The organism is Cohnella hashimotonis (assembly GCF_030014955.1).
GTDB lineage: Bacteria > Bacillota > Bacilli > Paenibacillales > Paenibacillaceae > Cohnella > Cohnella hashimotonis.
On the sequence record NZ_JAGRPV010000002.1, the window covers coordinates 73181 to 100075 of the forward strand.

Here is a 26895-nt window from a genome sequence, read left to right on the forward strand (position 1 = left end):
TTATTCGCAAGACCACCATTCCGGCTTCAACCATTTGAGAGGGGTACTTCGCATGATTAACAATCGTCTTTCGTTCATCAAAAATCCGGCAGGCCGCCTGGGACTCGGCGCCCTGCTGCTGACGACGCTGCTGCTGCAGGCTTGCGGCGCCAAAAACGAAGGCAACGCCGCTTCCGACGCGGCTTCCAGCTCGGCAGCGCCTTCCGCAGCCGCTTCGGCTTCCGCAACGTCTTCCGCATCCGCCGCTCCGGCGACGGCCGACACGACCTCGCTGACCTATGGCTTCGTCGGCACGAAGGAGCCGGCCGGCGTCGAGGGCTGGGGCTTCCACACCGGCATCATCCAGGAGGAACTGAAGAAGTATGGAGTCACGGACGTCAAGCTCGTGCCGTTCCAGACCGGACCCGACTTGAACGAATCGGTCATCGGCGGCCGCGTCGACGTCGGCAACTCGGGCGATACGCCGGCGCTGCTCGCCCGTTCGTCCGGCGCGAAGACGCGTCTCGTCAACTTTACCAATACCGAAGTCAACACAATTCTGGTCGGCCGCAAGGACGGCGCACAAACCGTCGACGAGCTGAAGGGCAAGACCGTGGCGGTCGTCAAAGGCTCCCTGATGTATCGCTTCCTCGTCGGCTACCTGGCGGAAAAGAAGCTCGATAAAGACGTCAAGGTCATCAACATCAACAGCATCCCGGATACCGAGGCGGCGCTGCTCCGCGGCGAGATCGACGCCTATGCGATCACGAGCACCTACTACTCCGCCTACAAGCTGCTGAAGCAGGGCAACCCGCTGCTCGCGCAGTCGAAGGAAATCCCGAGTCTGCTCAGCGTCAGCGTCGTCTATGCGACCGAGGATTATCTCGGCAAATTCCCGGGCTTCCAGACGGTCTGGACGGCAGCGCTCAAGAAGTCCTATGACGACCTCAAGGCCAAGCCGGACGAATATTACCAATGGCTGTCCGATCAGACCGGCACCCCGGTCGACGTGCTGAAGGAGATCCAGCCGATCGAGTCGCTGCCCGCCGAGGCGCTGTCCGAAGACGGAATCGGCCGCATCAAGGCGTCCAAGGACTTCCTCGTCGCGGAAAAGCTGGCCAAGAAAGACTTTAACATCGACGAGTGGATCGTGCGTTAACCGAAGACGGCGCTTTTTTCGCGATACTTAAGCCACTTAAGGGTGCCATTAAATGTTCAGGCAATTAACGATTCATTCGAGGAGGAATACAGCCATGGCTAACGGCGGCAAAAGACAAATCCGGTTCGGCATTTTCCTGCAGGGCGGCGGCGGACACTGGCGGGAGCCGGACGTGCGCGCGGACGGCGCGGTCAGCATCGAGGCTTACCAGGAGTACGCGCGTATCGGCGAGGCCGGCAAGTTCGACTTCGGCTTTATAGCGGACTCCGCTTATATTACCAAGGACTCCACCATCCCGTTCCTCAGCCGGCTCGAGCCGATGACTGCGCTGGCCGCCGTATCGGCGGTCACCAAGCGTCTCGGACTCGTGGGCACCTTTACCACCTCATACAGCGAGCCGTTCACGACGGCCCGTCAGCTCGCCTCGCTCGATATCATCAGCGACGGCCGGGCGGGCTGGAACGCCGTCACCTCCGCGCTCGAGGGCGTCGCCCGGAATCACGGCCACGACAAGCTGCACGATCACGCGCTCCGGTACCGCATCGCGGCCGAGTATATCGAAGTGGTCAAAGGGCTGTGGAATTCCTGGGAGGACGACGCGTTCCCGCGCGACAAGGAGACGGGCGAATACGTCGACCTCGACAAGCTGCACACGCTGAATCACGTCGGCGAGTTCTTTAAGGTGCAGGGCCCGCTGAATCTGGAGCGTTCGAAGCAAGGGCATCCGGTCATCTTCCAGGCCGGCGCTTCCGAGACGGGCAGGGACCTGGCGGCGCGCTACGCCGACGCGGTGTTCTCGAGCTTCGAGGAGTCCGGCAATCTGGCCAAGGCGCAGGCGCAGTACAAGGATATCAAGGACCGGGCGGTCGCGTACGGCCGCAATCCCGACGAGCTCCTGCTGTTCCCGTCGATCCAGCCGATCGTCGCCGCGACGCACGAAGAAGCGAACCGCCTCTACGAGGAGGGCAACCGCTTCATCGATCCGGCATACGCCGTCAAGTATTTGAGCCGCTACTTCAGCTTCTTCGACTTCTCCCAGTTCCCGCTCGACGAACCGCTGCCCGAGCTCGGCGACATCGGCAAGGACAGCTTCCGCTCAACGGCGGAATATTATCTGCGCATCGCCAAGGAGGAGAATCTGACCCTCCGGCAACTCGCGCTGCGGGCGACCAACCCGCGCGGCGACTTCGTCGGCACGCCGGAATTCGTCGCCGACAAGATCGCCCGCTTCTTTGAGGAGCGCGCGGTCGACGGCTTTATCCTGGGGGGCTCGCACGCGAACCTGCGAAACTTCGTCGATCAGGTCGTGCCGCTGCTGCAGGCCCGCGGACTGTTCCGCACCGAATATGAGTCCGACACGCTCCGTGGCAACCTGGGCATCTCGTTCCCGGAGAACCGGTACGCGCTCGAGAGGCGTCAGGCGGTCGTTCAATAATCGATAAGACTTCATCGTAAGCAGAAAAGATAAAGGAAAAGGAGGAACCGCCATGGCAATCGATACGTTCATCGATCCGTTAACGATTAATCAGCAGCCGCAGTTCGCGAATCCCGAAGACGAAAGGCAGCATCGCAAGGAGCGGCTGGCCGCCGCCTTCCGCGTATTCGCCAAGCTGGGATTCGAAGAGGGCGTCATGGGCCATATCTCCGCCCGCGATCCCATCAAGACCGACCATTACTGGACCAATCCGTTCGGGCTCAGCTTCGGCCTCATCAAGGCGAGCGATCTCGTGCTCATGAACTTCGAGGGGAAAATCGTCGAGGGACGCGGCCTGGTCCATCCGGGCGGTATCCAGCTTCATCTGCCGATTTTGCGCGACAACCCGCATCTCGTATCGGCCGCGCATACGCATTCGATCTACGGGCGCACCTGGTCCACCTTCGGCCGACTGCTCGATCCGCTGACGGCTGAGGCCGCGGTCTTCTACAATAGCCATTCGATCTACGACAGCTTCGAGCGCGGCGAAGGGGACAACCTGGCGCAGGCGGTCGGCAACAACAAGGCGGTGCTGCTCAAAAATCACGGCATTCTGTCGCTGGGCAAGACGGTCGACGAAGCCGCATACTGGTTCGTATCCTTTGAAAAGGCGAGCCAGGCTCAACTGCTGGCCCAAGCCGCCGGCGAGCCGACGTTGATCGGCGACAAGCATGCCCAGGCGATCGCGGACCGCACGGGCGAGCAGTTCGGCTGGCTCAACTTCCAGCCTTATTACCAGGCGATCGTGAGAGAGCAGCCGGACCTGCTGGATTAAGTCATGCGAGCGCTGCTCCCGTATTTACGGCCGTATCGGCGGCCGATGAGCCTGGCCTTCGTCCTCATGCTGATCGAGGCGGCCGTCGAGCTGTGGCAGCCGCTGCTGCTTGCAAAGCTGATTCAAGAAGGGATCGGCGGGAAAGACGTCGGGGCCGTCTACGTTTGGGGAGGCTGGCTGATCGCTTCCGCGCTCGGGGGCTTCGTCTGCGGCATCGTCAATACGTTCTGGGCGTCCCACGTCAGCCAGTCCCTCGCGCACGATTTGCGTTCGGACCTGCTGCGCGGCGTGCAATCCGCGGGGCTGTCCGACCTGCGCGGGTTCAAGCCCGCCGCGCTGCTCGGGCGGATGACCGGCGACGTGACGCAGGTGCAGGCGGCGGTTTATTTTTGCCTCCGGCTGTTTTTCCGTTCGCCGCTGCTGATCGCGGGCTCGGTCGTGCTGGCGATGCTCGTCGACTGGCGGCTGGGCCTGCCGCTGGCCGTGACGGTGCCGATCTTGCTGGCCGTCGTCTATGTCGCGATCCGCAAGGGATTTCACGCGTTCGGAGAGGCGCAGGAGAACATGGATCGGACCAGCGGCATTTTGCGCGAAAACCTGGCGGGCATGCGCCTCATCCGGGCGATGGTGCGCAGGGCGGGCGAATACGAACGGTTCGGCGCCGCCAACGCGGCATGGCGGGACCGGACGACGTCGGCGCTGCGCTTGTCGGAGATGACGATTCCCGGCGCTTTGCTCGCGATGAACCTGATCGTCCTCGCGATTCTGACAGCGGGCAGCGGTCTGCTGGCCGACGGCGGCGCGGAAGCGGGCGAGCTGGTTGCGGTCGTCAATTATGCGCTGCGCGTGATCGGCGCGCTGTCGTTCGTCACGATGATTATCACCAGCTTGTCGCGTGCGGCGGCATCGTGGCGGCGCATTGCGGAGGTGCTGCGCCTGCCGGAAGAGAAGGATTGCGCAGCCGCAGCGTCGGCCGGGCATTCCGAGGGCCGAGGCGCGGGGGATGCGGATACGTATGCAGATGCGATACGTCCGCCCGCGGGCGATATCGTCTTCGCCGGCGTCGGCTTCCGATACCCCGACGCGCCTGACGTCGCCGTGCTGCGCGATCTTAGCTTCAGGGTGAGGCGGGGCGGCACCGCCGTCGTCATGGGCATGACTGGGGCCGGCAAGACGTCCCTGCTGCAGCTGCTGCCCCGGCTGTACGAATCGGCCGCGGGCCGAATCGAGATCGGCGGCGTCGACATTCGCGCGCTGTCCAAGGAGACGCTGCGCGCGGCGATCGGCTACGTGCCGCAGCAGTCCGTCCTCTTCGAGGGGACGGTGCGGGACAACCTGCGGATGGGCGCTTTGGAGGCGACGGACGCGGAGCTCGAAGCGGCGGCGCTCGCCGCCCAGATCCACGGAGAGATCGCCGCGCTGCCCGGCGGATACGATACGCGATTGTCCGCCGGCGGCAGTCTGTCCGGCGGGCAGCGCCAGCGGCTGGCGGTCGCGCGGGCGTTGGTGAGGCGGCCCGAGCTGCTGCTGCTGGACGACTGCACCAGCGCGCTCGACGCCGTTACGGAGGGGCGGCTGCTTCGCAGCCTGCGGGAGATCGGATGCACGGTGCTGATGTCCACGCAGAAGGTGGCGGCGGCCCGGCACGCCGACCTGATCCTCCTGCTGTCGGACGGCTCGCTCGCCGCGCAGGGCAAGCATGACGAGCTACTGGCGAGCAGCCCGCTGTACAGGGAGATCGTCCGGTCCCAGTCGAAGGAGGCGCAAGAGATTCATGCCTAGACGAGAAGCGCTGTCCGCGCGTTACGGCAGCATGCCGCTGCGCAAGCCGCCGCCTGCGGGCGCGGCGCAGAACCGGGGCCCGCGGGAGCTTCGCCGCACTATGATCCGGATCGGCGGATATATGCGTCCTTACAGGCGGCGCCTGACGCTCGCGCTGCTCCTGGTCGTCGCCGGCGCCGGCTGCGGATTGGCGGGGCCGTATCTGCTGGGCGAGGCCGTCGACGCCGCGCTCGGCGGCGGTGGACCGTCGTCGCTCGCGCCCTATCTGCTCGGACTCGGCGCCCTGTACCTGCTGCAGGCGGCGGCCTCGATGCTGCAGCAGTATCTCGTCATCGGGGCCGCGCAGCGTACGGTGGCGGATATGAGAAGCGACCTGTTCGGCCGTCTCCACCGCGTGCCGATGCCTTATTTGTCGAGCCGCCCGCACGGGGACCTGATCAGCCGCATGATCAACGATATCGACAACCTCAGCCAGTCGCTGGGCGGCGCCTTCGTACAGGTGCTTTCCAGCGCGGTCGTTTTTGGTGGCATGCTGGGGCTGATGCTCTGGCTGAGCTGGCCGCTCACTTTGGTCAGCCTCTCCGTAATTCCGTTCATGCTCCTTGGCACGCATTGGATCTCCGCGAGGACAGGCGCGCTGTTCAAGGCGCAGCAGCGGGAGCTCGGCGCGTTCAGCGCCTACGCGGAGGAAGCGGCGGCCGGCCAGCCGGTTATCCGCGCGCTGTCCCGGGAGCGCCGGACGCAGGAGACGTTCGACGCGCGGAGCCGCGAGCTGATGCGCGTTTCTTATTGGGCGCAAACCTTCTCCGGCTTCGTCCCGAAGCTCATGTTCCTGCTGAACAATCTCAGCTTCGCCGTTATCGCGGCGGCGGGCAGTTTGTTCGCGCTGCACGGCCTCGTTACCGTCGGGATCATCGTGACGTTCGCGGAGTACGCGAGGCAGTTCTCGCGTCCGCTGAACGAGCTGGCTTCGCAGGTCAACGCCATGCTGTCGGCTGTCGCCGGCGCGGAGCGGGCCTTCGAGGTGCTCGATCAGGAGGAGGAGACCGACGGGGAGGATGCGGAGGAGCTGTCCGGGGTACGGGGCGCGATCGCGTTCGAGGACGTCACGTTTTCCTACGGAAGCGGCGCGCCGGCCCTCGTCGATCTGTCTTTCTCCGCGGCGCCCGGCCAGTCGGTCGCGCTCGTCGGCCCGACGGGCGCGGGCAAATCGACGGTCGTACAGCTGATCACCCGATTCTACGAACCGCAGCGGGGAACGATCGCGATCGACGGCCGCGATATCAAACGTTTGACGAGGGACAGCCTGCGGCGCCATATGGGCTTCGTGCTGCAGGACTCCGTCCTTTTCCACGACTCGGTTCGCGTTAATATCCGTTACGGCAGACCGGAAGCGTCGGACGCGGAGGTCGAGGAAGCGGCCAAGCTGGCCAATGCGCACGATTTTATCATGAAACTGCCCGAAGGCTACGACACCGTGCTCCGCCAGGAAGGGGACGAGATTAGCCACGGTCAGAAGCAGCTGCTCGCGATCGCGCGCGCCATGCTGTCGGATCCGTCGATCCTCATCCTGGACGAGGCGACCAGCAGCATCGACACCGTCACCGAGCTTCATATCCAGGAGGCGCTCCGTCGGCTCATGCGGGGAAGGACCAGCATCGTCATCGCGCATCGACTGGCAACGATACGGGGCGCAGACCGGATCGTCGTCCTTGAGCGCGGGCGGACGGCCGAGCAGGGCACGCACGATGAATTGATGGCGATGAACGGGCTGTACAGTCGACTATACGATACGCCGCAAGTTCAATAGACCGGTCCGGACAAGCCGGACGGAATTCAGGAGGCACACCCATGGCATCGAAAAGAGTGAACAGCATCACGGACCTGATCGGCGAAACGCCGGCGGTTCGGTTGAACCGGCTCGTCAGCGAAGGCGACGCGGAAGTGTATATGAAGCTCGAATACTTCAATCCGAGCGGCAGCCTGAAGGACCGGGCGGCGTTCAACCTGATCGCGGACGCGGAAAAGTCGGGACGTCTCAAGCCGGGCGCCACGATCATCGAGCCGACCAGCGGCAACACCGGCATCGGGCTGGCCATGAACGCCGCGGCCAAGGGGTACAGGCTCGTCATCACGATGCCGAACAACGCGACCAAGGAACGCATCAACATCCTGAAGGCTTACGGCGCCGAAGTCGTGCTAACGCCCGCGAACGAACGAATGTCGGGCTCGATCCGCAAGGCGCTCGAGCTGCAGCGGCAGATCCCGGGCAGCTTCGTGCCGCAGCAGTTCGAGAATCCGGCCAATCCGGCGATTCACCGGACGACGACGGCCCTCGAGATCCTGGAGCAGATGGACGGGCAGCTCGATTCGTTCGTGGCGGCCGCCGGCACCGGCGGGACGATCACGGGAACCGGGGAAGTGCTGCGGGAGCGGCTGCCGGACATCCGCATCGTGGTCATCGAGCCGCAAGGCTCGCCCGTGCTGTCCGGCGGCAAGCCGGGGCCGCACAAGCTGATCGGCGCGGGTCCGGGCTTCGTTCCCGGCGTGATCAACCAGCAGATCTACGACGAGATCGTGCAGGTGTCGGACGCGGACGCGATCCGCACGGCGCGGCAGATCGCCACGTTCGAAGGCATCCTCGTCGGCCCTTCGTCCGGCGCCGCCGTCTGGACGGCGCTTAGGGAGGCGCGCCGGCTGGGCAAGGGCAAGCGCGTGCTGTGCATCGCGCCGGACAACGGCGAGCGGTATTTGAGCTCCGACCTGTTCGTGGATTAAGGAGGCGGGCGTTAACATGAATTTCGATCCGCTATATCATCCGCATCTTGCTTACCGCGTCCCAACCTATGCGCATCGCGGCATGGTAGCGACTTCGCAGCCGCTCGCCGCGCAGGCGGGACTGGACATATTGAAGCGCGGCGGCAACGCGATCGACGCCGCCATCGCGGCCGCGGCGGCGTTGACCGTCGTCGAGCCGTGCTCGAACGGCATCGGCGGGGACGCTTTCGCGTTAGTGTGGACGGGCGGCAAGCTGCACGCTCTGAACGCCAGCGGTCCGGCGCCGCGCTCGATCTCGATCGAGGCGGTAAAGGCGGCCGGGCATTCGGAGATGCCCGCCTACGGGCCGCTGCCGGTCACCGTGCCCGGCGCGCCGGCGGCATGGGCCGAGCTGTCGCGGCGCTTCGGCCGGCTGCCGCTCGGCGAAGCTTTGGAGCCCGCCATTCGTTATGCCGAGGAAGGATACCCGGTATCGCCGACGGCCGCGTTCAACTGGGACAAAGCGCATGCATCGTACCGGGTGGCGTTTAAGGGAGCGGCGTTCGAGCCGTGGTTCGAGACGTTCGCGCCGGGCGGAAGTCCGCCTGCGCCCGGCGAGCTCTGGCGGTCGCCGGACCACGGTCGCACGCTCCGGCGGATCGCCGAGAGCGGGGCGGAGGACTTTTACCGGGGAGAGCTGGCGGCTCGTATCGTCGCGTTCGTACAGGAGGCGGGCGGGTTTCTGAGCGGGGAGGACCTGGATGCCTTCCGCCCCGAATGGGTGGATCCGATCCGCGCGTCCTACCGGGGCTACGACGTCTGGGAGATTCCTCCTAACGGCCAGGGGCTCGTGGCGCTGCTTGCGCTTCGGCTGCTCGAAGGCTTCGACGGTTTGCAGGCAGGGGCCGTGGACACGTATCATAAGCAGATCGAGGCGATCAAGCTGGCGTTCGCGGACGGACAGCGACACATTACCGACCCCCGTCATATGAAGGCGAGCGTGGAGGCGCTGCTGTCGGATGCCTATACGGCGGAGCGGCGGGCGCTGATCGGGCAGCGGGCGGGATTGCCGGAGGCGGGCGACCCGAAGGGCGGCGGGACGGTCTATTTGGCCGCGGCCGACGGCGAGGGCAATATGGTCTCCTTTATCCAGAGCAACTATATGCAGTTCGGCTCCGGACTCGTCGTGCCGGGCGTCGGCATCGCGCTGCAGAACCGGGGGCGCGACTTCTCGCTGGACGAAGCGGCGGCCAACCGGCTGGAGCCGGGCAAGCGCACGTACCATACGATCATCCCCGGCTTCTTGACCCGCGGCGGCGAAGCGGTCGGACCGTTCGGCGTGATGGGCGGCCTGATGCAGCCGCAAGGCCATGTCCAGACGTTGATGAACGCGATCGATTTCGGCCTTCATCCGCAGGCCGCGCTGGATGCGCCGCGCTGGCAGTGGACGGGCGGGCGCACGGTGCTGGTCGAGCCGGGCTTCCCGGCGGCTGCCGCGCAGGCGTTGGCCAGGTTGGGCCACGACATCCGCTTCGCGCTGGACGGCGGCTCCTTCGGACGCGGCCAGATGATCTGGCGCGATCCGGCGACCGGCGTGCTCTGCGGCGGCACCGACTCACGGACGGACGGCACGGTCGCTGCGTGGTAGGATGGGGATATTGGATCTAGATATCGGATAAAGATAGGGATAGCTGCTGGTGCTCGTCCGGGAATCCGGGCGGGCGCTTTTTCGTTTGCGTTTGCCGAGACGATTCTTGCGCTTGCTTCTGTTCCCCGTCGCGAGGTGTATGATATGCTAGGAGAAATGTACGTACAAGTCACGCGACATGCCTGGGAGGATACGATGACAGCGAATACGCAAGCTTACGAGGGTCAATATGAGGGTTTGAAGGCAGTGTGGCTGAAAGCGGGTGCGTATGAGGCAGCAGTGCTGCCTGATATCGGCGCGAACCTGATCGCGTTCCGGGACACGGAGCGAGGATACGCATTCCTGCGGGAGCCGGCAGTGGACGAGCTGCAAGCGTTCATGGAGCGTCCGATGGTGCACGGCATTCCGGTGCTTTTCCCGCCGAATCGCTTCGAGGACGGCAAGTTCCCGTGGGAAGGCCGCGTGCTCGAGCTGCCCGTCAATGAGACGGACCGCAACAACCATTTGCACGGCTTCCTTTATAACATACCTTGGCAGGTCGACGGCTTCAGTGCCGACGCGCTGAGCGCCCGTGCGGTATTCAGCGTGAAGGTGGCAAAAGGGGATGCGGTGTACGCGCGGTTTCCGTTCGCGTTCACCGTCCGCCTGGAATATACGCTGAGCGGCGAAGGTCTGCATCAGCGCGTCAGCGTGCGCAACGACGGCGAAGGCACGATGCCTTGCCTGCTTGCCTTCCATACGGCGGTCAATGCGCCGTTCGTGCCGGGCAGCGCGCCAGCCGATTATACGTTCAAGCTGACGGTCGGCGAACGCTGGGAGATGGGCGCCGACGGCCGGATGCTGCCGACCAAGCGCAGGCTGCCGCTGACGGAAGCCGAGGCCCGCATGCGCGATGGCACGCAGTCCCCGTTTTTCGAGTCGCTCGACAACCACTACACTGCGGTGCCGCAAAACGGCCGCAACCGCATGGAGCTGACGGACACGCGCACCGGCGTCAAGCTCGTTTACGACGTCGGCACGGGCTACAAGCAGTGGATGATCTGGAACGACGGCGCCAAGGGCGGCTACTTCTGCCCGGAACCGCAGGTCAACCTCGTCAATGCGCCGAACATCGAGCTGTCGCCGGAGGAGAAGGAGCAGGTGGGACTCTTCGCGCTGTCGCCCGGCGAGATCTGGGAAGAAACGAGCCGGCTGTACACGATCGGCTGAACGAAAGCGGGACAGGCCGATGTGCGTTGATGCGGGGAGCTTTTTGCCCGGGGAGCGTGTCTGGCCGGAATAAGGATGTGCCGCATTGTTATTCGGTGCCGTGGAGCGGGCGGCGCCGCTACGTATCGAGCAGCTTTCGCAGCTTTTCCTCGGTGCGCGAGTCGGCGGCGGGCGTGTAGACGCTCAAGCGAAGATCGGCGCTGCCGTGCGCCTGAAGCGAGGTGAGATGGAACAGCATCTTGCCCGCTTTGGCATGCCTGAATTCGAGGGCGACCTCGGGCGCGCTGCTGACCCGGCTGTCGTTCCAGAGGCGCTCGAAGTCCGGGTGGGCGTCTTTCATTTCCGTCAAAAAGGCCTCGTACCACTCATCCTCCACATACTGCCCGTAATATGCACGGAAAATCGCGAGGAAGCCACTGGCGAACGACTCCCAGTTAACGGCCAGCCTGCGAAACTCCTTTCGCGTGAACACGAGTCTGATCATATTGCGGTCCTCGGGCGCGATCCGGCTGAAATCCGCGAAAACGCGGGCAGCCGCCTCGTTCCATCCGACAATCTGGCAGCGCCTGTCCGACACGATCGTCGGGCATTGCCGCAGCTCGTCCACGACTCGCGACAGCGAGGGCGTCATGACCGGCGGGGCTTCCCGCTCGTAGTCGACTGCGACGGACGAGCCTCCGCTCTCTGCCAGCGAATAAAAATACCTGCGCTCGTCGGGCGTCAGCCGCAGCGCTTCCGCTACGCACTCCAGTACGGCATGTGAAGCCTGGATGTCCCGGCCCTGCTCCAGCCAGGTATACCACGTGCTGCTCACGCCCGCCAGCTGCGCCACCTCCTCGCGCCGCAGTCCCGGCGTCCGCCGCCTTCCGATATCCGGCAGGCCGACTTCCCCTGGAGACAGCTTCGCCCGCCGCGCCTTCAAGAAGGCCGACAACGCCTGCAAACGCGCCTGATTATTCATTATGACCATCCTCCCTCGCGAACGTTCTAGTCGCCCGGCTCTTTTTTTGCGCCACCGCAGCCTCGTACACAGATCCGTTTTGCCGTCACCGATCGCAGCATCCGCGATACAACTTTATTCAGGTGCTCCTTATACCAGTATAACCTATAACTTGTACTAGGATATTGGCATGTGAAATGATAGGACTATCGCAACGCACTTAGGATGGAGGAGATCGGCATGGCAAGAGCAGTCATCACGGGAATGGGCGTCGTGTCGCCGCTGGGCGCGGACGTGGCTTCTTTTTGGGAAGGACTCGTCGAGGGGCGCTCGGGCGTCCGGACGATCGAACATATGGATGTTTCGGGGTATAAGACGCGGATCGCGGGAATCGTGCAGGGCTTCGATGCGGAGGCGATGTTCGGTCGCAAAGAGGCGAGGCGGATGGACCGCTTCACCCAGTTCGCGCTTGCGGCGGCAGATCAGGCGATCGCCCAGTCGGGACTGGATATGGAAAAAACGGACCGCGAACGGGTCGCGGTCTACGTAGGATCGGGCACGGGGGGACTTCGGACGCTGAGCGACAACGAGTCGCTGCTGCGCGAGCGCGGACCTGACAGGGTCAGTCCGCTGCTCGTGCCGATGATGATCGCCAACATGGCCGCCGCGCAGATCAGCATCCGGTACGGTACGTACGGGCCGACGATGTCCCCCGTGACGGCCTGCTCGATCGGCAACACGGCGATCGGCGAGGCGTTCCGCCTCATTCGCGACGGCGAGGCGGACGTCGTCATCGCCGGGGGCGCCGAAGCGGCCGTGACGGAGCTGTCGCTCGCAAGCTTCGGCAATGCGACGGCGCTGTCCCGCCGCAACGACGAGCCCGGACGGGCGAGCCGCCCGTTCGATGCGGACCGCGACGGGTTTGTGCTCGCCGAGGGCGCCGGCATCGTCGTGCTCGAGTCGTTCGAGCATGCGCTGGCGCGCGGCGCGCGTCCGCTCGCCGAGGTGATCGGCTACGGCGCAAGCTCCGATGCTTATCACCAGGTAGCCACCCACCCCGAAGGCAGGGGCGCGGTCCAGGCGATGCGCGCCGCGCTGCGCAGCGCGGGCATCACGCCGGAGGACGTGGACGTCGTGAGCGCGCATGCGACGAGCACCGAACTTGGCGACGCGACGGAGACGCTGGCGATCAAGCAGGTGTTCGGCGAACGTGCGGGCGACGTGCCCGTCACGGCCAACAAGTCGATGACCGGTCACATGCTGGGCGCCTCGGGCGGCGCACAGGCGATCGCGCTCGTACAGACGCTGCGCGAAGGCGTCATCCCGCCGACGATCAACCTCGAGCGCGCGGACCCGGCCTGCGATCTGGACTACGTGCCCAACGAGGCGCGCCGCGGGCAGCATCTGCGGGTCGGCTTGTCCAACTCCTTTGGCTTCGGCGGACACAACGCGGTCATCGTGCTGCGCAGATATGACGAGGTTTGATGCGCCAACGCGCCGCATTCGGTCTGTGCGCGACTAACGATCGCAGCGGTCCGCGCGCGAGCTTAAGCAGCTGACCTGCGCGTTCATCCTATCCTTCATTTTGTTGTATAATGGGCACATCTGAGGGTGCGAGGAGCTGGATGAAGAACATGTTCCATACGAAAAAGCTGCTGCTGCTCGGTTCGGGCGAACTGGGCAAAGAGGTCATTCTGGAGGCGCAGCGCCTCGGCGTCGAGACGATCGCCGTCGACCGGTACGAGGGCGCGCCGGCCATGCATGTGGCTGACCGCAGCTATGTCATCGACATGCTGGACAAGCAGGCGCTCCGGGAGTTGATTGTTCGCGAGAAGCCTGACCTGATCGTGCCGGAGATCGAAGCGATCGCCACGGCCGAGCTCGTGAAGCTGGAGGCGGAAGGCTTCACGGTCATCCCGACGGCGCGCGCAGCGCAGCTGACGATGGACCGCGAGGGCATCCGCCGGCTGGCCGCGGAGACGCTGGGCCTGCCGACGGCGAAGTACCGCTTCGCCGACACTTTCGACGAATTCGCCGAGGCTGCGCGTGCCATGGGCTTCCCTTGCGTGGTCAAGCCGTTGATGAGCTCCTCGGGCAAAGGCCAGAGCGTCTGCCGCTCAGAGGCGGAACTGGGGGAGAGCTGGCGGATCGCTATGGAGGGCGGCCGGGTTCAGCAGGCACGGGTTATCGTGGAAGCGTTCATCCGATTCGAGTCGGAGATCACGCTGCTGACCGTACGTACAGCTCAAGGGACGCAGTTCTGCCCGCCGATCGGCCACGTGCAGCAAGGCGGCGACTACATCGAGTCGTGGCAGCCGCATGAGATGACCGCCTCGCAGCTGGAGGAGTCGCGGCGCATCGCGCTCGCGATCACGGACGCGCTCGGGGGCGTCGGCCTGTTCGGCGTCGAGCTGTTCCTGGCTGAGGACAAGGTCTATTTCAGCGAAGTGTCTCCGCGCCCGCACGATACGGGCCTCGTCACGCTCGTCAGCCAGAACCTGTCCGAGTTCGCGCTGCACGTGCGGGCGCTCCTCGGCCTGCCGATCCCGGAGATCAAGCTGGCTTCGCCGGGCGCGAGCCGGCCGCTCAAGGCGCTGGAGGCCTGGGAGGGCTACCGTCTTACGGGCGCTGCGGAGGCGCTCGCCGTGCCGGACACGCAGCTTCGCGTCTTCGGCAAGCCGGTGACCAAGCCCGGACGCCGCATAGCCGTCGCGCTGGCCGCCGCGGATACCGTGCTCGAAGCGCGTTCGAGGGCTGCGGAGGCGCTCGGCAAGCTTGGTCTCGAGCGCGAATAATCGGCCTTTTCCTTCAAAAAGCCTCTGTTGTGCCGCAAGCTCGCGGCCCGGCAGGGGCTTTTCATCCGCCAGCTTCATCATTCGGCTGCCCTGCCTGCGTCTACTCTCTCTGCGCTTTGCTCACTTTGCGTCTCCTCACCCTGCTGCTGTTCACCCTGCTGCTGTTCACCCTGCTGCTGTTCACCCTGCTGCTGTTCGCCCTGCTGCTGTTCGCCCTGCTGCTGTTCGCCCTGCTGCTGTTCGCCCTGCTGCTGTTCGCCCTGCTGCTGTTCGCCCTGTAGCTGTTCGCCCTGCTGCTGTTCACCCTGCTGCTGTTCACCCTGCTGCTGTTCGCCCTGCTGCTGTTCGCCCTGCTGCTGTTCGCCCTGCTGCTGTTCGCCCTGTAGCTGTTCACCCTGTTGCTGTTCGCCCTGTAGCTGTTCGCCCTGTAGCTGTTCGCCCTGTAGCTGTTTGCCCTGCTGCTGTTCGCCTTGCTGCTGTTCGCCCTGCTGCTGCTCTCCCTTTTGCCGTTCGCCCTGTAGCCTCCCGCTCTCCTGCTGTTCGCTTAGAGCCCGCTCGCCCTGTTCCTGCGCGCCCTGGCTTTGCTCGTTCTCGTTCTGACTGTGCTCGCCTTGATCCTGCTCCCCACGACGCTGCCCGTCCTTTCTCCGGCTGCCGTCCCCCTTGGACTTCGCTTGTCCCGGGCCGGTCATCCCCCTAAGCTTGGCCACCGTCCAATAAATGACGGGCGTTAAAAATACGAGCCAGGTAAAGATCTCGAATGAAGGCTTCGTCGTCAACGCCTGGAACTCCGCCGGGAAGCAGGAGAACTGGTACGCGCAGGCGAAAACGAATGACGTCAAGGCGAACGTGAGCGGCCGATGGGACCGGATGCCGGCATAACGCATGACGATGCGGCTTGCCATAAACAGCAGGACGGCCGTCTTGATGAGAAGGGTGCCGGACCAGATGCCGATCAGGAGCGGATCGAGGTTTTCCAGGACCTCCCCGAAGGAAATGAAGCGGACGGCCTCCAGCAGCGGGTAATACATATTCCCCGCAAGCTTCGGGCCGAACAGCAGCAGGCACGATAGCCAATAGGCAACCAGGACGATCACAATAAGCGTCTGCATGGAGGCGAGCTTGCGAACCGGCTTCGGCGAGGCTTCGAAATATGGCGCCAGCAGGAAAATCAGCGACAGATCGTTCAGCCAGCCGACAGCAAAAAACGTAGACCCGGCCAGTTTGGACATGGACCAGTGTGTAAATAGCGCGATCGTCATGCCGTATCTCATTTTAAAGAGAAGAACGAACAGGACCGGAACCATCGTCGCGAATACGGAAAGGAAAAAGCCGTCGCTGAGCAGCGCGATCGACCGAATGCCGGATCGGGCCGCAAGCGCGGCGCACAGCAGGAAGCATCCCAGCATGACCGGCGTCGGCGTTCCTTCCAGGTAGACAGAGATGAACAGATCCGAATAAGCAGATGCGCACATTGAAGCAACCATCAGGCAATATAGGAGCACGATCGCGGTAAAAAAAAGGTGAGGCCAGCGGCCGACGATGCCGCCGCCGTACTCGGCCCACTCCCGTCCCTTGAAGGCGTAAGCGACGCGGAAGGAGAAGAAGGCGAATATCATGCTGAAGATGCCGGCGCAGGGGATGGCGATCCAGCCCAGGTACCCGCCCAGCTCATACAAGGGGCTCAGCATGAACACGATGGGCGCCGCGATCAGGTGCAGCGCGTATATTCGCCACAGATGAACGAATTTAAGGGGTTTCATGCTTCGTTCAACTCCCGACTCCTTGGCTTGGCTTCACTTCAACATTTTTTCGGCCCACCCGAACAGACCCTGAATAATCCAGATCGGCAGCGGGAGCCAGTCGGCAAACACCGCGGTTCCTGTATAGCCGATGCTCAGCAACCATGCGGCTATCGTCATATAGCGGACCCTTTTGTCGCCCGACGGAAGCCGGTACAGTTCGATCGCTGCGATTCCGGCCATGATTATCCACGCCGCCTTCATTCCGATTTCGCCTCCCGAATCGTCCACAGCGGTTCGTGTTCCCCATTCAGATGGGTGACGCGAATGTCGACCTCGGTTTTAAAGCGAACCTCCTCGGCATACACTTGCATCCATCTCTTTTTCAGACGCGACCACAAGCGAGGATAGCGCCACTCCAGCCTACGGCCCAGCTCCAAAATATCCGCGCCTGCGGATTGAGAGTTTTCCAGCGCGCGCTGCATATCGGAGTCGATCGCAGCATTCATTTGATTTTCCAGCTTGTGAAGCTCAGCCGGGGGGGTGACGTCTCTGGCGCTGACCGCCGACTCGAGCGTGGCCTCGGCGCTGAGCTGAACCCGGCATACAATGTCGCCTGCGGATGAGACTACGGGCGTTATTTTGGCTTTCAGCCGGCTCAGCTTATAGTCGAACTTCCCATCGCCCGACAGTACGTCGTACAACGGCTCGGAAAGATTGCCCTCCGCCCAGCTGACTACCTTGGCCTCGCTAATGTTCAGCCTGCCTTTCAAGCGCATGTCCTGGATCATCGCGCCGCCGGCGATGCCGGTCCATGGGCTGACCTTGTTGTTTTCGCTGATCAGCGGCTTTCGGCCGGTTCGCAGCAGCGGGACGGCCGTGCCGACGCCGGAGGCGGTGGCGACGGCCAGATCCTTGACCGTCGCCTGTCCGACGAATCTGCGATTGCCGTACTTACGCAGCACTTCTGCGGGCGCTCTCTCGTAGACGGGCGTCAGATTCATGACCTCGCGTGCGTTCCCCTCTGATACGAATACGTACGTTCGCAGCGGAAAGGAAGGGTTGCGGGCCGCCCATTCGAGCAGCTCCTGCAAGCCTATTTGGGTGGCATAGTCTGCGCTGAAGACGACGGCGCGGGTCTGTCCCCAAGTGAGCTTGCGGGTCAGATCATTCTGAATTTTGTCGAGCGCCTCCGGGATCGTGGGCGCTGAAGCAGATACGGAAGTGTAGGACTTGCCCTGCTGGGCGGCGGATTCGCCGTTGCCGATCGATCCGAGCCGGTTGGGCAGCGGCGATCCGACCGTCAGCATGATCTCGCCCGGACGTTCGCCCAGATCGATATATGCGCTGGTGATAAAGCTGCGATCGTTGAGCTCGATCTTGGACCAGCAGCCGGTGAGCGTCAGGGTCAGCAGGACGACGACAAGCGTCGTTCGGGCGACGCTATTCATGGCCAGGCTGCCTTTCCGCGGCGTCCGCCTTGCGATAAACTTCGGGCCGCGGGTTCATCCGCGTCCAATTGATACGGATGAACGTGTCCTTCCAGTCCCGCAGAGACAACGGCGAGACGGGGTGCATATAAGGCACGCCGAACGAGGACAGGGACACCAGATGCCAGAAGAGGATGAACAGCCCTGTCACGAGCCCGGCCATGCCGAGCAATCCGCCGAGCAGCAGCAGCGGGAACCGAAGCAGGCGGAACGCGAGGCCCAGCTCGAAGTGCGGGATGACGAAGGAAGCGATGCCCGTAATGGAGACAACGATGACAGTCGGCGCGGATACGATGCCCGCCTGCACGGTCGCCTGCCCGATGACGATGGCGCCGATGATCGATACGGTCTGCCCGAGCGGCCTCGGGATCCGGATGCCGGCCTCCCGCAATCCTTCGAAGATCAGCTCCATGATAAGCACTTCGGCCAGCGCGGGAAATGGAATATTTTCTCTGGCAGCCGTGATCGTCTGGAGCAGGTTGGCGGGAACGATCTCCGGGTGGAACGTCGTGACCGCGACGTACACCGACGGTACGAGAAAGGACATCGCTACGAAAAACAGACGGATCCACCGGATCCATGTCGATGCCATGAAATTCTGGTAATAGTCCTCTGCCGACTGCATGAGCGAAAAAAAGGTGACGGGGACGATCAGAGATTGCGGCGTGCCGTCGATCATCATGCCGATCCTTCCTTCCATCAGCGCGGCGGCAAGCGTGTCGGGGCGTTCGGAATACTGGACCGTTGGAAAGGGAGACAGTCGCATATCCTGCATACGCTCTGCAATGTAACTTGCGCCGAGCACGCTGCTCACGTCCGTGGCGGCGAGCTTCTTTTTTACCTCGTTCAGCACGTCCACATTGCAGAGTCCTTCAATATAGACAAGATAGGTTTCCGTCTTGGTAAAGCGTCCGAACGTGTACTTCTCGACCTTGAAGTCGGGATGCTTCAGCTTGTGCCGGACGAGCGCCAGATTGGTGCGGACATTTTCCACGAACGCTTCCTGGGGCCCGACGATGACCGTCTCGTGCTGGGATTCCGTAACGGCGCGGTCGTTGTATTGCGTAACGGGAAAAAGGCAGACGCCGTCCCGGCCGGCATTGATCAGCAGTGCGGCTTGCCCCTCCAGCATCGCCGAGACCGCTTGGTCGACGTCCTTGCAGCGGGTAGCCTGGATGGACGCTATGGCGCCGTTGAGCAGGCCGTCCAGCAGATCATTCGCCTGAAGCGACGTCTGCTCACGCAGCGGCCGGATCAGATGCGCGAACAGCGTGGTCTTGTCCACGATCGTCTCGAAGTACACGAGCGTGCAGGCGATTCCGCCCGCCGAGACCGGCTGGCAAACGAGGTCCTCAGAATGCTTGAAGGCCTGTAGGATAGCGGCGAGTTGGTCTCCCGAGGCGGGCCGGGCACCGCGTTGCGACATGGTCCGCGCGCCGAAGCTGCCGGCCGGGCGCTTCTGCACCGAATGCCGGAGCCAAGCCCGAATCAGACGTTTGAGCATGACGGTGTCGCCGCCTCCTTTTCTGTGAATGGTTGTCAATAGTATGCAACGAAGCCAATCTTCGCATCCGCCGGCTTTTTCAGAATTTGTTCAGTAACAAGTGATATAAAAGGAGTATATAAACCGGCCGAGCACCGAAAATAGGAGGCACCATCATGCTGCAAACCATTAAATTCGAAGCGAACGAAACGGCAACCAACCCCGTCGGCACGGCGATGAGCGTTATCGGAGGGAAGTGGAAGGGCGTCATTCTTTATCAGCTCATCCAGCAGGAGGCACGGTTCAATCAGCTTCGCAGGATGATCCCCGGCATTACGCAGCGAATGTTGGTGCTGCAGCTGCGCGATCTCGAGCGCGAAGGCCTCGTGCAGCGCATCGTCTACCAGGAGACGCCGCCGAAGATCGGCTACCGGCTTACCGACTACGGCCGCACGCTGGTACCCGTCATCCTGATGCTGAAGGAATGGGGCGAGAGCCACCAGACATCCATGCATTGACAGAAAAACGTGCATCTCCCGTCCCGTTGACGGGGCTGCCGTTCGCACGATTACTCGCACGATGATCCGAGAGCACCGCGAATGCGCCGACGCATCGCGGTTTTTTGTGTTTTGCGGCCAAACTTTTTGACCATACTAGGTTTGCTGCGTTCATAAACGTACCGTCGTTTTAATGCTCCGTTAATTCAGGCTTTACAACGTCCGGCTACAATAGAGCTGCGGCCCGAAAATATTTACGCAAAGCCTGACAATCGCCGATCGCAAAAGGAGAGCCCGCTATGGGAATTCATGCCTACTTCAGATCGCTGGACGTGCTCGACCGGATCATTCGCTGCCCCGGCAAATTCAAGTTCGAGGAACATAGCGTCGCCGCGCACTCTTGGAAGGTCGTTCAATATGCCAAGACCTTCGCGGATATCGAGGAGCAGCAGGGCGCGGTCATCGATTGGAAAAAGCTGTACCGGATTACGAGCAGCCACGATTACGGGGAGATTTTCATCGGAGACATCAAGACGCCCGTCAAGCATTCCTCCATGCAGCTGCGCACGCTGCTGCAGCGCGTCGAGGAGGGTATGATTCACAATTTTATCGAGGAGCATATTCCGCGCGAGTTCAAGGCGATCTTCCAGGAGCAGCTGCGGGAAGGCAAGGACCAGTCGATCGAGGGACTGATTCTCGAGGCGGCCGACAAGCTCGACCAAGTGTACGAGGCGTTCTCCGAGCTTCAGCGGGGGAATACGGAAAAGGAATTCGTCTCGATGTATCGCCATGCGCTCCTTAAAATTCGCAGCATACCGCTTAAGTGCGTGGATTATTTCTTCGACAGCATCCTGCCCGATCTCGTTAGCGAGGAGTCGATGTCTCCCGTCGACATCCGCAAGATCACCGAAGAGGCGTTGGCGTCTGCGCCTTCGCCGTCGCCGCAGCCTTATACGGCCTGATGGCGCCGAGAATCGCGTTTTCCGCACATTTGTCCAGTCATTTTCATGCGCATAAAAAGGCTGTTCACCGTCATCTAAAATGACCGGTGAACAGCCTTTCACTATTTTTATTGCTTTATTCCGTCGTTCCAACCCGAATGCTGCCGCTGTCTGTGCGCACCTTGACTGTGTCGGCCGTCTGACCGGGCGATTCCGGCGCATGGATCGAACCGGAGTCCGAGCGCAGGTCATAGTGACCGGCAAAAGCCGCGGGCAGTTCGACGCGAACGCTGCCGGAGTCCGTGGAGACATCTGCGGAGGCGGTGTCGGTCTTGGACAGCCGGACGCTGCCGGAATCGGTCTTGATGGCAGCCGGACCGGTCAAGGCGACGATCCGTACGGAGCCGGAGTCCGAAGAGACTGCCGCGTCCGCCTTCACGCTGTCGGCTTGTATGCTGCCCGAGTCCGTTTTCACCTTCAACTGTTCCGCCTGAACGGCACTGAGCTTCACGGAGCCGGAATCGGACTTGAGGTCGACCAAGCTCGCGGCGATATTGGAGATTCGAAGCGAGCCGGAGTCCGAACGAATGACAACCTGCTGCGCTTGAGGGCCGTCGACAACGACGGAACCGGCGTCCGACTTGATCGTGACGTCGTCCAATCGGCCGGTCCCGCTCAACGCGACGACGATCGTCTGCTTGTGGCTGCCGAAGTCGAAGTCCAGGTTAAACCATCTGTTCTTGGCATTCAAATCGAGCTTAAGCTTGCCGTCCTGCACGGTCACATCCGACAGCCGTTCGATGACTTCCTGCTCCTCGTCGCCTTGAAGCGTGACGGTATTTTTGCCGTCCGTGCTTGCGACGAAGCGTACATCCAGGCTCTTCGCTTCCCCGTCGATCTCGAGTGCCCGAAGCGCTCCCTCGTCGAACGTCCACGACTGCGAATGCGCCGTCAGCGGTTCCGCAAAGTGGAATTTGTAATAGGCTGCGCCCCCCAAACCGATGAGGATGAGGCCGATCGCTATCGTTACCCAGGATACTTTTTTCATTATAATGCCCTTCCTTTCCGAATGCGGGCCGACAAGGCGAGTCCGCCGGCCGTACAACGAATGCCGGCTTTGAATGCTGCGATCGTGCCGAGCGCGGCGAGCATGCCGAAGCCGGTCCCCGCCAAGCTGGCGAACAGGGCTGCCGGGTAGCGTTCTCCGCTCAGCGTCCAATCCAGCAGAACCGCGGCCGGAGCGGCGATCAGTACGATATTGGCTGCCGCCAGGGCGGATAATGCGGCCCACAGCGCGAGCCCCAGCGGGATGGCGAAGATTCCGAGCAGCCAGAGCAGCGCGACGGCCGCCGGACTGGCCGATCTGTTGTCGTTCACGTTTGTTCCCCATTTCTGTTCGTTAAGCGGCCCGCATAATTCCAAGCCTGCCGCTTCATTATAGAATGAACGCAAGCTTCCGGGGAACAGACGCCGGTTGGACTGCCGCTCCGCCTCAGGTCCAGGGAAGCGGCAGGCAACTGCGGGTTATGAAGGGGCATTTCGTTTGGAAGCCTTTTCGACCGGGTACAAAGGAAGACGAGCGCGATGCAGCTTGAAAGTTAAATCATGAACAACGGCCTGCGCAGGAGAATTTAAAATTAGGCGGTTTTAGACTATATTTTGTCACAATTCTGTGATAGAATGTTCACAGATAGCGTTTCCAGTGAAGGGAGCTGTTCGCAATGAGAAAAGACATGACGATTGCGTTGAAATGGACGGCGGCCGTTATTATTGCATTTGGCGTCATTTGCAGCGCTTTGAATATGAACGAATTTAACGACGGCAACCTCGGACTGATGATCGGCATCGGGTTCCTCGTAGGCGGCCTGCAGATTCTTCTGTTTGGCGTAGCCGCACCGCTGATGATGAAGAAGTCGGATCTTGAGCCCGAAGGACTGGACAAGGTCGAAGACCTCGCTTAATTTCGCAACGACTGCAGCAACGATTTCAACCAAAGACTGCCTGCGCAGAGAGACTTCTCCGCGCGAGGCAGTTTTTTTGTTGCATTTGTTTGAACAAAGGTCGAATTGGTGAACAATTTATTGCTAAATATCAAACAAACATTGACGCATTTGTTAACAGCAGCGCCGTGGCCTCCGGATTTTGATATGTTAATGACATAGCGCGGAGCTCTGACGAGAGCAGCCGCAGGCCCGGCGCCAAGCCGCAATCAAGGAGTGTGAGCAAATGAAGTACAAAGGGTGGTTTCTGCGGGCGGCGGCGTTCCTGCCGCTGGCGCTGATGACGTTCCTGCTGTCGGGATGTGCGGACGTAGTCGTCCTTAATCCCAAAGGGGAGATCGCCAAGCATCAGCTTGATCTCATCTATATCACGACGGGGCTATGTCTCATCATTATCGTTCCCGTCCTCATATTGACGTTCTGGATCGCCTGGAAATACCGGGTGAAAAGTAAAAAGAAAGAAGCATACCAGCCGGAGTGGGATCACAGCACGAAGCTGGAAGCCGTATGGTGGGGTGTTCCGATCCTGATCATTCTGCTGATCGCGATTGTCACCGTGCAGTACAGCTATAAGCTGGAGCCTTCCAAGGCGCTCGCTTCCGACAATAAGCCGATCACGATCCAGGTCGTCGCGCTGGACTGGAAGTGGCTGTTCCTCTATCCGGAGCAAGGCATCGCTACGGTTAACTACGTGCAGTTCCCGGAAAAGGTTCCGGTTCAGTTCCAGCTGACCGCGGACGCGCCGATGAACTCGTTCTGGATCCCGCAGCTCGGCGGCCAGATCTATACGATGTCCGGCATGGCGATGAAGCTGCATCTGATCGCGGATGAGCCGGGCGATTACTTCGGCACGGGCGCGAACTTCAGCGGCGAATACTTCGGCAAGATGACCTTCAACGCCAAGGCGACGTCGCAGGCCGACTTCGACAAGTGGGTGCAGGACGTCAAGCAGTCGTATCCGGCGATGAGCCAGGAAGGCTACAACGAGCTCGCGCAGCCGGCGACCTCGCTGGTGCGTTCGTTCTCCGCGTTCCCGAACGGCATGTTCGACAATATCGTCAACAAGTATGTCGTGGCCGGCGAAGGCCATCATCATGGCGGTGAAGCGGCTTCGTCCCAGAACGATGCGGCCGCCAAGGACGACCAAGATACGAGCAAGACGGACATGAGCGGAATCGATATGTCCGACGCGGGCCATAGCGACGCCGCGCATCAACATTAAGGAGGGGACCCGATTGAAGATTACCAAGCTATCCGATTTCTTCGTGACGGGGGACCCGCTCATCTACGGCGCCGACGTCGCGATCGGACTGACGATGGTCGCCATCGTCGTCGCGCTCACCGCGTTCAAGCGCTGGGGATGGCTGTGGCGCGAATGGCTGACGACCGTCGATCACAAGCGGATCGGCATCATGTACGTCATCGCTTCGCTGCTCATGCTCTTCCGCGGGGGCGTCGACGCTCTGCTCATGCGGACGCAGCTGGCGCTGCCAGACAGCATGGAGTTCCTGAAGCCCGATCACTATAACGATATTTTCACGACACACGGCGTCATTATGATCTTGTTTATGGCGATGCCACTGATGTTCGGTCTTTTTAACCTGACCGTGCCGCTGCAGATCGGCGCACGCGACGTCGCGTTTCCGCTGCTGAACTCCCTGAGCTTCTGGCTGTTCTTCATGGGCGCGATGCTGTTCAACGTTTCGTTCGTCATCGGCGGTTCGCCGGAGGCCGGATGGCTGGCCTATCCGCCGCTGTCCGAGAAAATGTTCAGTCCGGGCGTGGGGCAGGACTTCTATATCTGGGGCATTCAAATCTCGGGTATCGGCTCCTTGATGACCGGTATCAACTTTATCGTCACGATTCTGAAGATGCGCGCGCCGGGCATGAAGCTCATGAAGATGCCGATGTTCACCTGGTCGGTGCTCTCGAGCTGCTTGACGATCATCCTGGCGTTCCCGATTCTGACGGTAACATTGGCGCTGCTCTTCATCGACCGTTACTTCGGCGCCCACTTCTTCACGCTCGACATGGGCGGCAATCCAATGATGTACATCAACCTCATCTGGATGTGGGGTCACCCCGAAGTGTATATCGTCGTACTGCCGGCGTTCGGCATATTCTCGGAGATCGTGGCCACCTTCTCCAAGAAGCGGCTGTTCGGCTACGGCTCCATGGTGTTCGCGCTGATGAGCATTAGCATCTTCTCGTTCTTCACATGGGCCCACCACTTCTTCACGATGGGTTCGGGCGCGAACGTCAACGCGTTTTTCGCCGTCACGACGATGATCATTGCGATCCCGACAGGGGTCAAAATATTCAACTGGCTGTTTACGATGTACAAGGGGAAAATTACGTTCGAGCTGCCGATGCTCTGGACGATGGCATTTATTCCTTGTTTCATCGTCGGCGGCATGACCGGCGTCATGCTGTCCGTCGCGCCGGCCGACTTCCAGTTCCACAACAGCTACTTCCTGATCGCTCACTTCCACCAAGTGCTCATCGGGGGCGTCGTGTTCGGTTACTTCGCAGGTCTGTACTATTGGTGGCCGAAGGTGTTCGGCTTCAAGCTGAACGACAAGCTGGGGAAATGGGCGTTCTGGCTGTGGAACATCGGTTTCTATGTCTGCTTCATGCCGCAATACGTGCTCGGCCTCATGGGCATGACGCGCCGCGTCAGCTCGTACAGCTGGGACACGGGCTGGTGGAGCTGGAACTTCGTCTCCACGATCGGCGGCTTCCTGATGGGTATCGGCTTCCTGTTCCAGGTGTGGCAGATTCTGCACAGCATCAAGTTCATGGAACGCGTCAAGGGCGATCCGTGGGGCGGCCGCACGCTCGAGTGGTCGATTCCTTCGCCGGCGCCGTTCTACAACTTCGCGATCACGCCGAAGGTCGAAGGCAGAGACGACTGGTGGCGCCGCAAGGAGCTGGCCGCCAAGGGCGTTCAGGATCCGCCGCCGAAGTACGAGCCGATCCACATGCCGAAAAACTCGGGGACGCCGATCGTCATGTCGCTCTTCTGGTTCATCCTCGGCTTCGGCTTCGTCTTCGACTGGCTGTGGCTGATCGTACCGGGTGCAATTGGAATCGCGGCTACGATGCTGTATCACTCGTTTAACTACGACACGGATTATTACGTAACGGTCGACGAGATTAAAAAGACCGAAGCGAAAGCGGGGAGGGTTGTCTAATGGCGAATGTCGCGGCTAATCATTCATCGCACGACCACGATCACGGCCATGACGGCCATCACGACCTCGAAGCGCTTCGGACGATGGGCTTCTGGATTTTTATCATTACCGACTGTATTATCTTCGGCACGCTGTTCGCGACGTATGCCGTACTCATGAACAGCACGGCGGGCGGCCCGACCGGCGCCGAGCTGTTCGAGATGCCGGGCGTCATCGCCGAGACGTTTATCCTGCTGACCAGCAGCTTCACCAGCGGCCTGGCCGTGTTGTCCATGAACCGCGGCGACAAGAAGGGCCTGATCGGCTGGCTGATCGTCACCGCGCTGCTGGGCGCATCCTTTATTACGCTCGAAGTGACCGAGTTCCTCAAGATGATCGACGAGGGCGCCAAGATCTCGACCAGCGCCTTCCTGTCCGCCTTTTACACGCTCGTCGGCACGCACGGTATCCACGTCTCCATCGGCCTGATCTGGATGATCGCGCTGATGCTGCAGGTGGCGAAGCGCGGCATCACGCCGGTGACCAAGCGCAAGATCGGCAACATCAGCTTGTACTGGCACTTTCTCGACGTCGTCTGGATCTTCGTCTTCACGATCGTGTACATGATGGGGGTGAGGTAAGATGGCGCAGCATCATGACACGCACGCCTCGCACGGCGCCGACGCGCACGAGTCGCACGGCTCGCTCAAGTCGTACGTGCTCGGATTCGTTCTGTCGCTCATTCTGACGGCGATCCCACTGATTCTCGTGCTGAACGACATCGTCACCGGCAGCGCCGCCGACGTCGTCCTGCTCGTGACGGCCGTCCTGCAATTCGTCGTGCAGCTGTTCTTCTTCATGCACCTGAAGGAAGAGAAGAAGCCGCGCTACAACCTGATGACGTTGCTGCTCGGTCTCGTCATTGTTGTGACGATCGTGGCAGGCTCCATCTGGATCATGAAGTACAACATGGTGGCGCATTGATCAACTTTGCGGGAAATGAGACACACGTATAGCTAGTGAGAGAGCAGCCCGACGGGCTGCTCTTTTT

General features: G+C 61.8%; 24 protein-coding genes. 17 read left to right on the forward strand and 7 right to left on the reverse strand.

The features are described from left to right. Positions 1 to 52: 52 nt before the first annotated feature. The 8 genes from KB449_RS34860 to KB449_RS34895 all read left to right on the forward strand — a co-directional run bounded on the left by KB449_RS34860 (position 53) and on the right by KB449_RS34895 (position 10783). A complete protein-coding gene (locus KB449_RS34860; protein WP_282913028.1) occupies positions 53 to 1138 on the forward strand; it encodes an ABC transporter substrate-binding protein in 1086 nt (361 codons plus the stop codon). A 94-nt stretch (positions 1139 to 1232) separates the two neighbouring features. Beyond that, a complete protein-coding gene (locus KB449_RS34865; protein ID WP_282913029.1) occupies positions 1233 to 2573 on the forward strand; it encodes an LLM class flavin-dependent oxidoreductase in 1341 nt (446 codons plus the stop codon). A gap of 52 nt (positions 2574 to 2625) precedes the next feature. Next, positions 2626 to 3387 (forward strand): class II aldolase/adducin family protein, encoded by a 762-nt coding sequence (locus tag KB449_RS34870; RefSeq protein ID WP_282913030.1) that lies wholly within the window; start codon positions 2626 to 2628, stop codon positions 3385 to 3387. Between the two features lie 3 nt (positions 3388 to 3390). Next, positions 3391 to 5169, forward strand: coding sequence for an ABC transporter ATP-binding protein (locus KB449_RS34875; RefSeq protein WP_282913031.1), 1779 nt, complete (start codon positions 3391 to 3393; stop codon positions 5167 to 5169). Continuing rightward, positions 5162 to 6979 carry an ABC transporter ATP-binding protein gene (locus tag KB449_RS34880; protein ID WP_282913032.1) on the forward strand — a complete coding sequence of 606 codons (1818 nt, stop codon included), beginning with the start codon at positions 5162 to 5164 and terminating at the stop codon, positions 6977 to 6979. Before KB449_RS34875 ends, KB449_RS34880 begins: the two co-directional genes overlap by 8 nt. Positions 6980 to 7020: 41 nt before the next feature. After that, positions 7021 to 7947 carry a cysteine synthase A gene (gene cysK / locus KB449_RS34885; protein WP_282913033.1) on the forward strand — a complete coding sequence of 309 codons (927 nt, stop codon included), beginning with the start codon at positions 7021 to 7023 and terminating at the stop codon, positions 7945 to 7947. A 16-nt stretch (positions 7948 to 7963) separates the two neighbouring features. Beyond that, positions 7964 to 9574 carry a gamma-glutamyltransferase family protein gene (locus tag KB449_RS34890; RefSeq protein WP_282913034.1) on the forward strand — a complete coding sequence of 537 codons (1611 nt, stop codon included), beginning with the start codon at positions 7964 to 7966 and terminating at the stop codon, positions 9572 to 9574. Positions 9575 to 9769: 195 nt separating this feature from the next. Further along, a complete protein-coding gene (locus KB449_RS34895) occupies positions 9770 to 10783 on the forward strand; it encodes an aldose 1-epimerase (RefSeq protein WP_282913035.1) in 1014 nt (337 codons plus the stop codon). A 118-nt stretch (positions 10784 to 10901) separates the two neighbouring features. Here the strand turns inward: KB449_RS34895 and KB449_RS34900 are convergent, their stop codons facing one another. After that, positions 10902 to 11744 (reverse strand): helix-turn-helix transcriptional regulator, encoded by an 843-nt coding sequence (locus tag KB449_RS34900; protein ID WP_282913036.1) that lies wholly within the window; start codon positions 11742 to 11744, stop codon positions 10902 to 10904. A gap of 219 nt (positions 11745 to 11963) precedes the next feature. Here KB449_RS34900 and fabF point away from each other — a divergent pair, with 219 nt between their 5' ends. Beyond that, on the forward strand, positions 11964 to 13208 hold the full coding sequence (gene fabF, locus KB449_RS34905) for a beta-ketoacyl-ACP synthase II (RefSeq protein ID WP_282913037.1): 1245 nt from the start codon (positions 11964 to 11966) through the stop codon (positions 13206 to 13208). 149 nt (positions 13209 to 13357) lie between these two features. After that, entirely contained in the window at positions 13358 to 14518 is a 1161-nt protein-coding gene (purT, locus tag KB449_RS34910) for a formate-dependent phosphoribosylglycinamide formyltransferase (protein ID WP_282913038.1), read from the forward strand. A gap of 77 nt (positions 14519 to 14595) precedes the next feature. On the opposite strand, the gene KB449_RS34915 is transcribed toward purT, so the two are convergent. The 4 genes from KB449_RS34915 to KB449_RS34930 are packed head-to-tail and all read right to left on the reverse strand — an operon-like array spanning position 14596 to position 19254. Then, positions 14596 to 16281: a GerAB/ArcD/ProY family transporter gene (locus KB449_RS34915; RefSeq protein ID WP_282913039.1), complete on the reverse strand. Its 1686-nt coding sequence runs from the start codon at positions 16279 to 16281 to the stop codon at positions 14596 to 14598. Positions 16282 to 16314: 33 nt separating this feature from the next. After that, on the reverse strand, positions 16315 to 16503 hold the full coding sequence (locus KB449_RS34920; RefSeq protein WP_282913040.1) for a hypothetical protein: 189 nt from the start codon (positions 16501 to 16503) through the stop codon (positions 16315 to 16317). Between the two features lie 17 nt (positions 16504 to 16520). After that, the gene (locus tag KB449_RS34925) at positions 16521 to 17711 is read right to left on the reverse strand and encodes a Ger(x)C family spore germination protein (protein ID WP_282913041.1); all 1191 of its coding nucleotides are present in this window, start codon (positions 17709 to 17711) and stop codon (positions 16521 to 16523) included. Next, positions 17704 to 19254 carry a spore germination protein gene (locus KB449_RS34930; protein WP_282913042.1) on the reverse strand — a complete coding sequence of 517 codons (1551 nt, stop codon included), beginning with the start codon at positions 19252 to 19254 and terminating at the stop codon, positions 17704 to 17706. Before KB449_RS34930 ends, KB449_RS34925 begins: the two co-directional genes overlap by 8 nt. Before the next feature lie 155 nt (positions 19255 to 19409). Between KB449_RS34930 and KB449_RS34935 the strand changes: the two genes are divergently transcribed. Both KB449_RS34935 and KB449_RS34940 read left to right on the forward strand, forming a co-directional pair. Then, positions 19410 to 19751: a winged helix-turn-helix transcriptional regulator gene (locus KB449_RS34935; protein WP_282913043.1), complete on the forward strand. Its 342-nt coding sequence runs from the start codon at positions 19410 to 19412 to the stop codon at positions 19749 to 19751. A 278-nt stretch (positions 19752 to 20029) separates the two neighbouring features. Further along, positions 20030 to 20692 carry a YfbR-like 5'-deoxynucleotidase gene (locus KB449_RS34940; RefSeq protein ID WP_282913044.1) on the forward strand — a complete coding sequence of 221 codons (663 nt, stop codon included), beginning with the start codon at positions 20030 to 20032 and terminating at the stop codon, positions 20690 to 20692. Between the two features lie 115 nt (positions 20693 to 20807). Here the strand turns inward: KB449_RS34940 and KB449_RS34945 are convergent, their stop codons facing one another. Further along, positions 20808 to 21719: a DUF4097 family beta strand repeat-containing protein gene (locus tag KB449_RS34945; protein WP_282913045.1), complete on the reverse strand. Its 912-nt coding sequence runs from the start codon at positions 21717 to 21719 to the stop codon at positions 20808 to 20810. Next, positions 21719 to 22048 carry a hypothetical protein gene (locus KB449_RS34950; RefSeq protein ID WP_282913046.1) on the reverse strand — a complete coding sequence of 110 codons (330 nt, stop codon included), beginning with the start codon at positions 22046 to 22048 and terminating at the stop codon, positions 21719 to 21721. Before KB449_RS34950 ends, KB449_RS34945 begins: the two co-directional genes overlap by 1 nt. A 344-nt stretch (positions 22049 to 22392) precedes the next feature. Here KB449_RS34950 and KB449_RS34955 point away from each other — a divergent pair, with 344 nt between their 5' ends. From KB449_RS34955 to cyoD, 5 genes are all read left to right on the forward strand, one after another. Next, complete coding sequence (locus KB449_RS34955) at positions 22393 to 22632, forward strand: hypothetical protein (protein WP_090116116.1); 240 nt, start codon at positions 22393 to 22395, stop codon at positions 22630 to 22632. A gap of 265 nt (positions 22633 to 22897) precedes the next feature. Next, the gene (cyoA, locus tag KB449_RS34960) at positions 22898 to 23893 is read left to right on the forward strand and encodes a ubiquinol oxidase subunit II (RefSeq protein ID WP_282913047.1); all 996 of its coding nucleotides are present in this window, start codon (positions 22898 to 22900) and stop codon (positions 23891 to 23893) included. A gap of 13 nt (positions 23894 to 23906) precedes the next feature. Beyond that, a complete protein-coding gene (locus KB449_RS34965; protein WP_282913048.1) occupies positions 23907 to 25865 on the forward strand; it encodes a cbb3-type cytochrome c oxidase subunit I in 1959 nt (652 codons plus the stop codon). Further along, complete coding sequence (gene cyoC, locus KB449_RS34970; RefSeq protein WP_282913049.1) at positions 25865 to 26485, forward strand: cytochrome o ubiquinol oxidase subunit III; 621 nt, start codon at positions 25865 to 25867, stop codon at positions 26483 to 26485. The genes KB449_RS34965 and cyoC overlap by 1 nt, the downstream gene beginning before the upstream one ends. A gap of 1 nt (position 26486) precedes the next feature. Further along, a complete protein-coding gene (gene cyoD / locus KB449_RS34975; protein ID WP_282913050.1) occupies positions 26487 to 26828 on the forward strand; it encodes a cytochrome o ubiquinol oxidase subunit IV in 342 nt (113 codons plus the stop codon). Positions 26829 to 26895 lie beyond the last annotated feature (67 nt).

Bases quoted from the DNA above. Each gene is read 5' to 3' on its own strand.
- cyoD (WP_282913050.1), top strand. From the start codon at position 26,487: ATGGCGCAGCATCATGACACGCACGCCTCGCACGGCGCCGACGCGCAC.
- KB449_RS34945 (WP_282913045.1), bottom strand. From the start codon at position 21,719: ATGAAAAAAGTATCCTGGGTAACGATAGCGATCGGCCTCATCCTCATC.
- cyoA (WP_282913047.1), top strand. From the start codon at position 22,898: ATGAAGTACAAAGGGTGGTTTCTGCGGGCGGCGGCGTTCCTGCCGCTG.
- KB449_RS34955 (WP_090116116.1), top strand. From the start codon at position 22,393: ATGAGAAAAGACATGACGATTGCGTTGAAATGGACGGCGGCCGTTATT.
- KB449_RS34865 (WP_282913029.1), top strand. From the start codon at position 1,233: ATGGCTAACGGCGGCAAAAGACAAATCCGGTTCGGCATTTTCCTGCAG.
- KB449_RS34940 (WP_282913044.1), top strand. From the start codon at position 20,030: ATGGGAATTCATGCCTACTTCAGATCGCTGGACGTGCTCGACCGGATC.
- KB449_RS34935 (WP_282913043.1), top strand. From the start codon at position 19,410: ATGCTGCAAACCATTAAATTCGAAGCGAACGAAACGGCAACCAACCCC.
- KB449_RS34860 (WP_282913028.1), top strand. From the start codon at position 53: ATGATTAACAATCGTCTTTCGTTCATCAAAAATCCGGCAGGCCGCCTG.
- cyoC (WP_282913049.1), top strand. From the start codon at position 25,865: ATGGCGAATGTCGCGGCTAATCATTCATCGCACGACCACGATCACGGC.
- KB449_RS34895 (WP_282913035.1), top strand. From the start codon at position 9,770: ATGACAGCGAATACGCAAGCTTACGAGGGTCAATATGAGGGTTTGAAG.
- fabF (WP_282913037.1), top strand. From the start codon at position 11,964: ATGGCAAGAGCAGTCATCACGGGAATGGGCGTCGTGTCGCCGCTGGGC.
- cysK (WP_282913033.1), top strand. From the start codon at position 7,021: ATGGCATCGAAAAGAGTGAACAGCATCACGGACCTGATCGGCGAAACG.
- purT (WP_282913038.1), top strand. From the start codon at position 13,358: ATGTTCCATACGAAAAAGCTGCTGCTGCTCGGTTCGGGCGAACTGGGC.
- KB449_RS34890 (WP_282913034.1), top strand. From the start codon at position 7,964: ATGAATTTCGATCCGCTATATCATCCGCATCTTGCTTACCGCGTCCCA.
- KB449_RS34870 (WP_282913030.1), top strand. From the start codon at position 2,626: ATGGCAATCGATACGTTCATCGATCCGTTAACGATTAATCAGCAGCCG.
- KB449_RS34880 (WP_282913032.1), top strand. From the start codon at position 5,162: ATGCCTAGACGAGAAGCGCTGTCCGCGCGTTACGGCAGCATGCCGCTG.
- KB449_RS34875 (WP_282913031.1), top strand. From the start codon at position 3,391: ATGCGAGCGCTGCTCCCGTATTTACGGCCGTATCGGCGGCCGATGAGC.
- KB449_RS34915 (WP_282913039.1), bottom strand. From the start codon at position 16,281: ATGAAACCCCTTAAATTCGTTCATCTGTGGCGAATATACGCGCTGCAC.
- KB449_RS34925 (WP_282913041.1), bottom strand. From the start codon at position 17,711: ATGAATAGCGTCGCCCGAACGACGCTTGTCGTCGTCCTGCTGACCCTG.
- KB449_RS34920 (WP_282913040.1), bottom strand. From the start codon at position 16,503: ATGGCCGGAATCGCAGCGATCGAACTGTACCGGCTTCCGTCGGGCGAC.
- KB449_RS34930 (WP_282913042.1), bottom strand. From the start codon at position 19,254: ATGCTCAAACGTCTGATTCGGGCTTGGCTCCGGCATTCGGTGCAGAAG.
- KB449_RS34900 (WP_282913036.1), bottom strand. From the start codon at position 11,744: ATGAATAATCAGGCGCGTTTGCAGGCGTTGTCGGCCTTCTTGAAGGCG.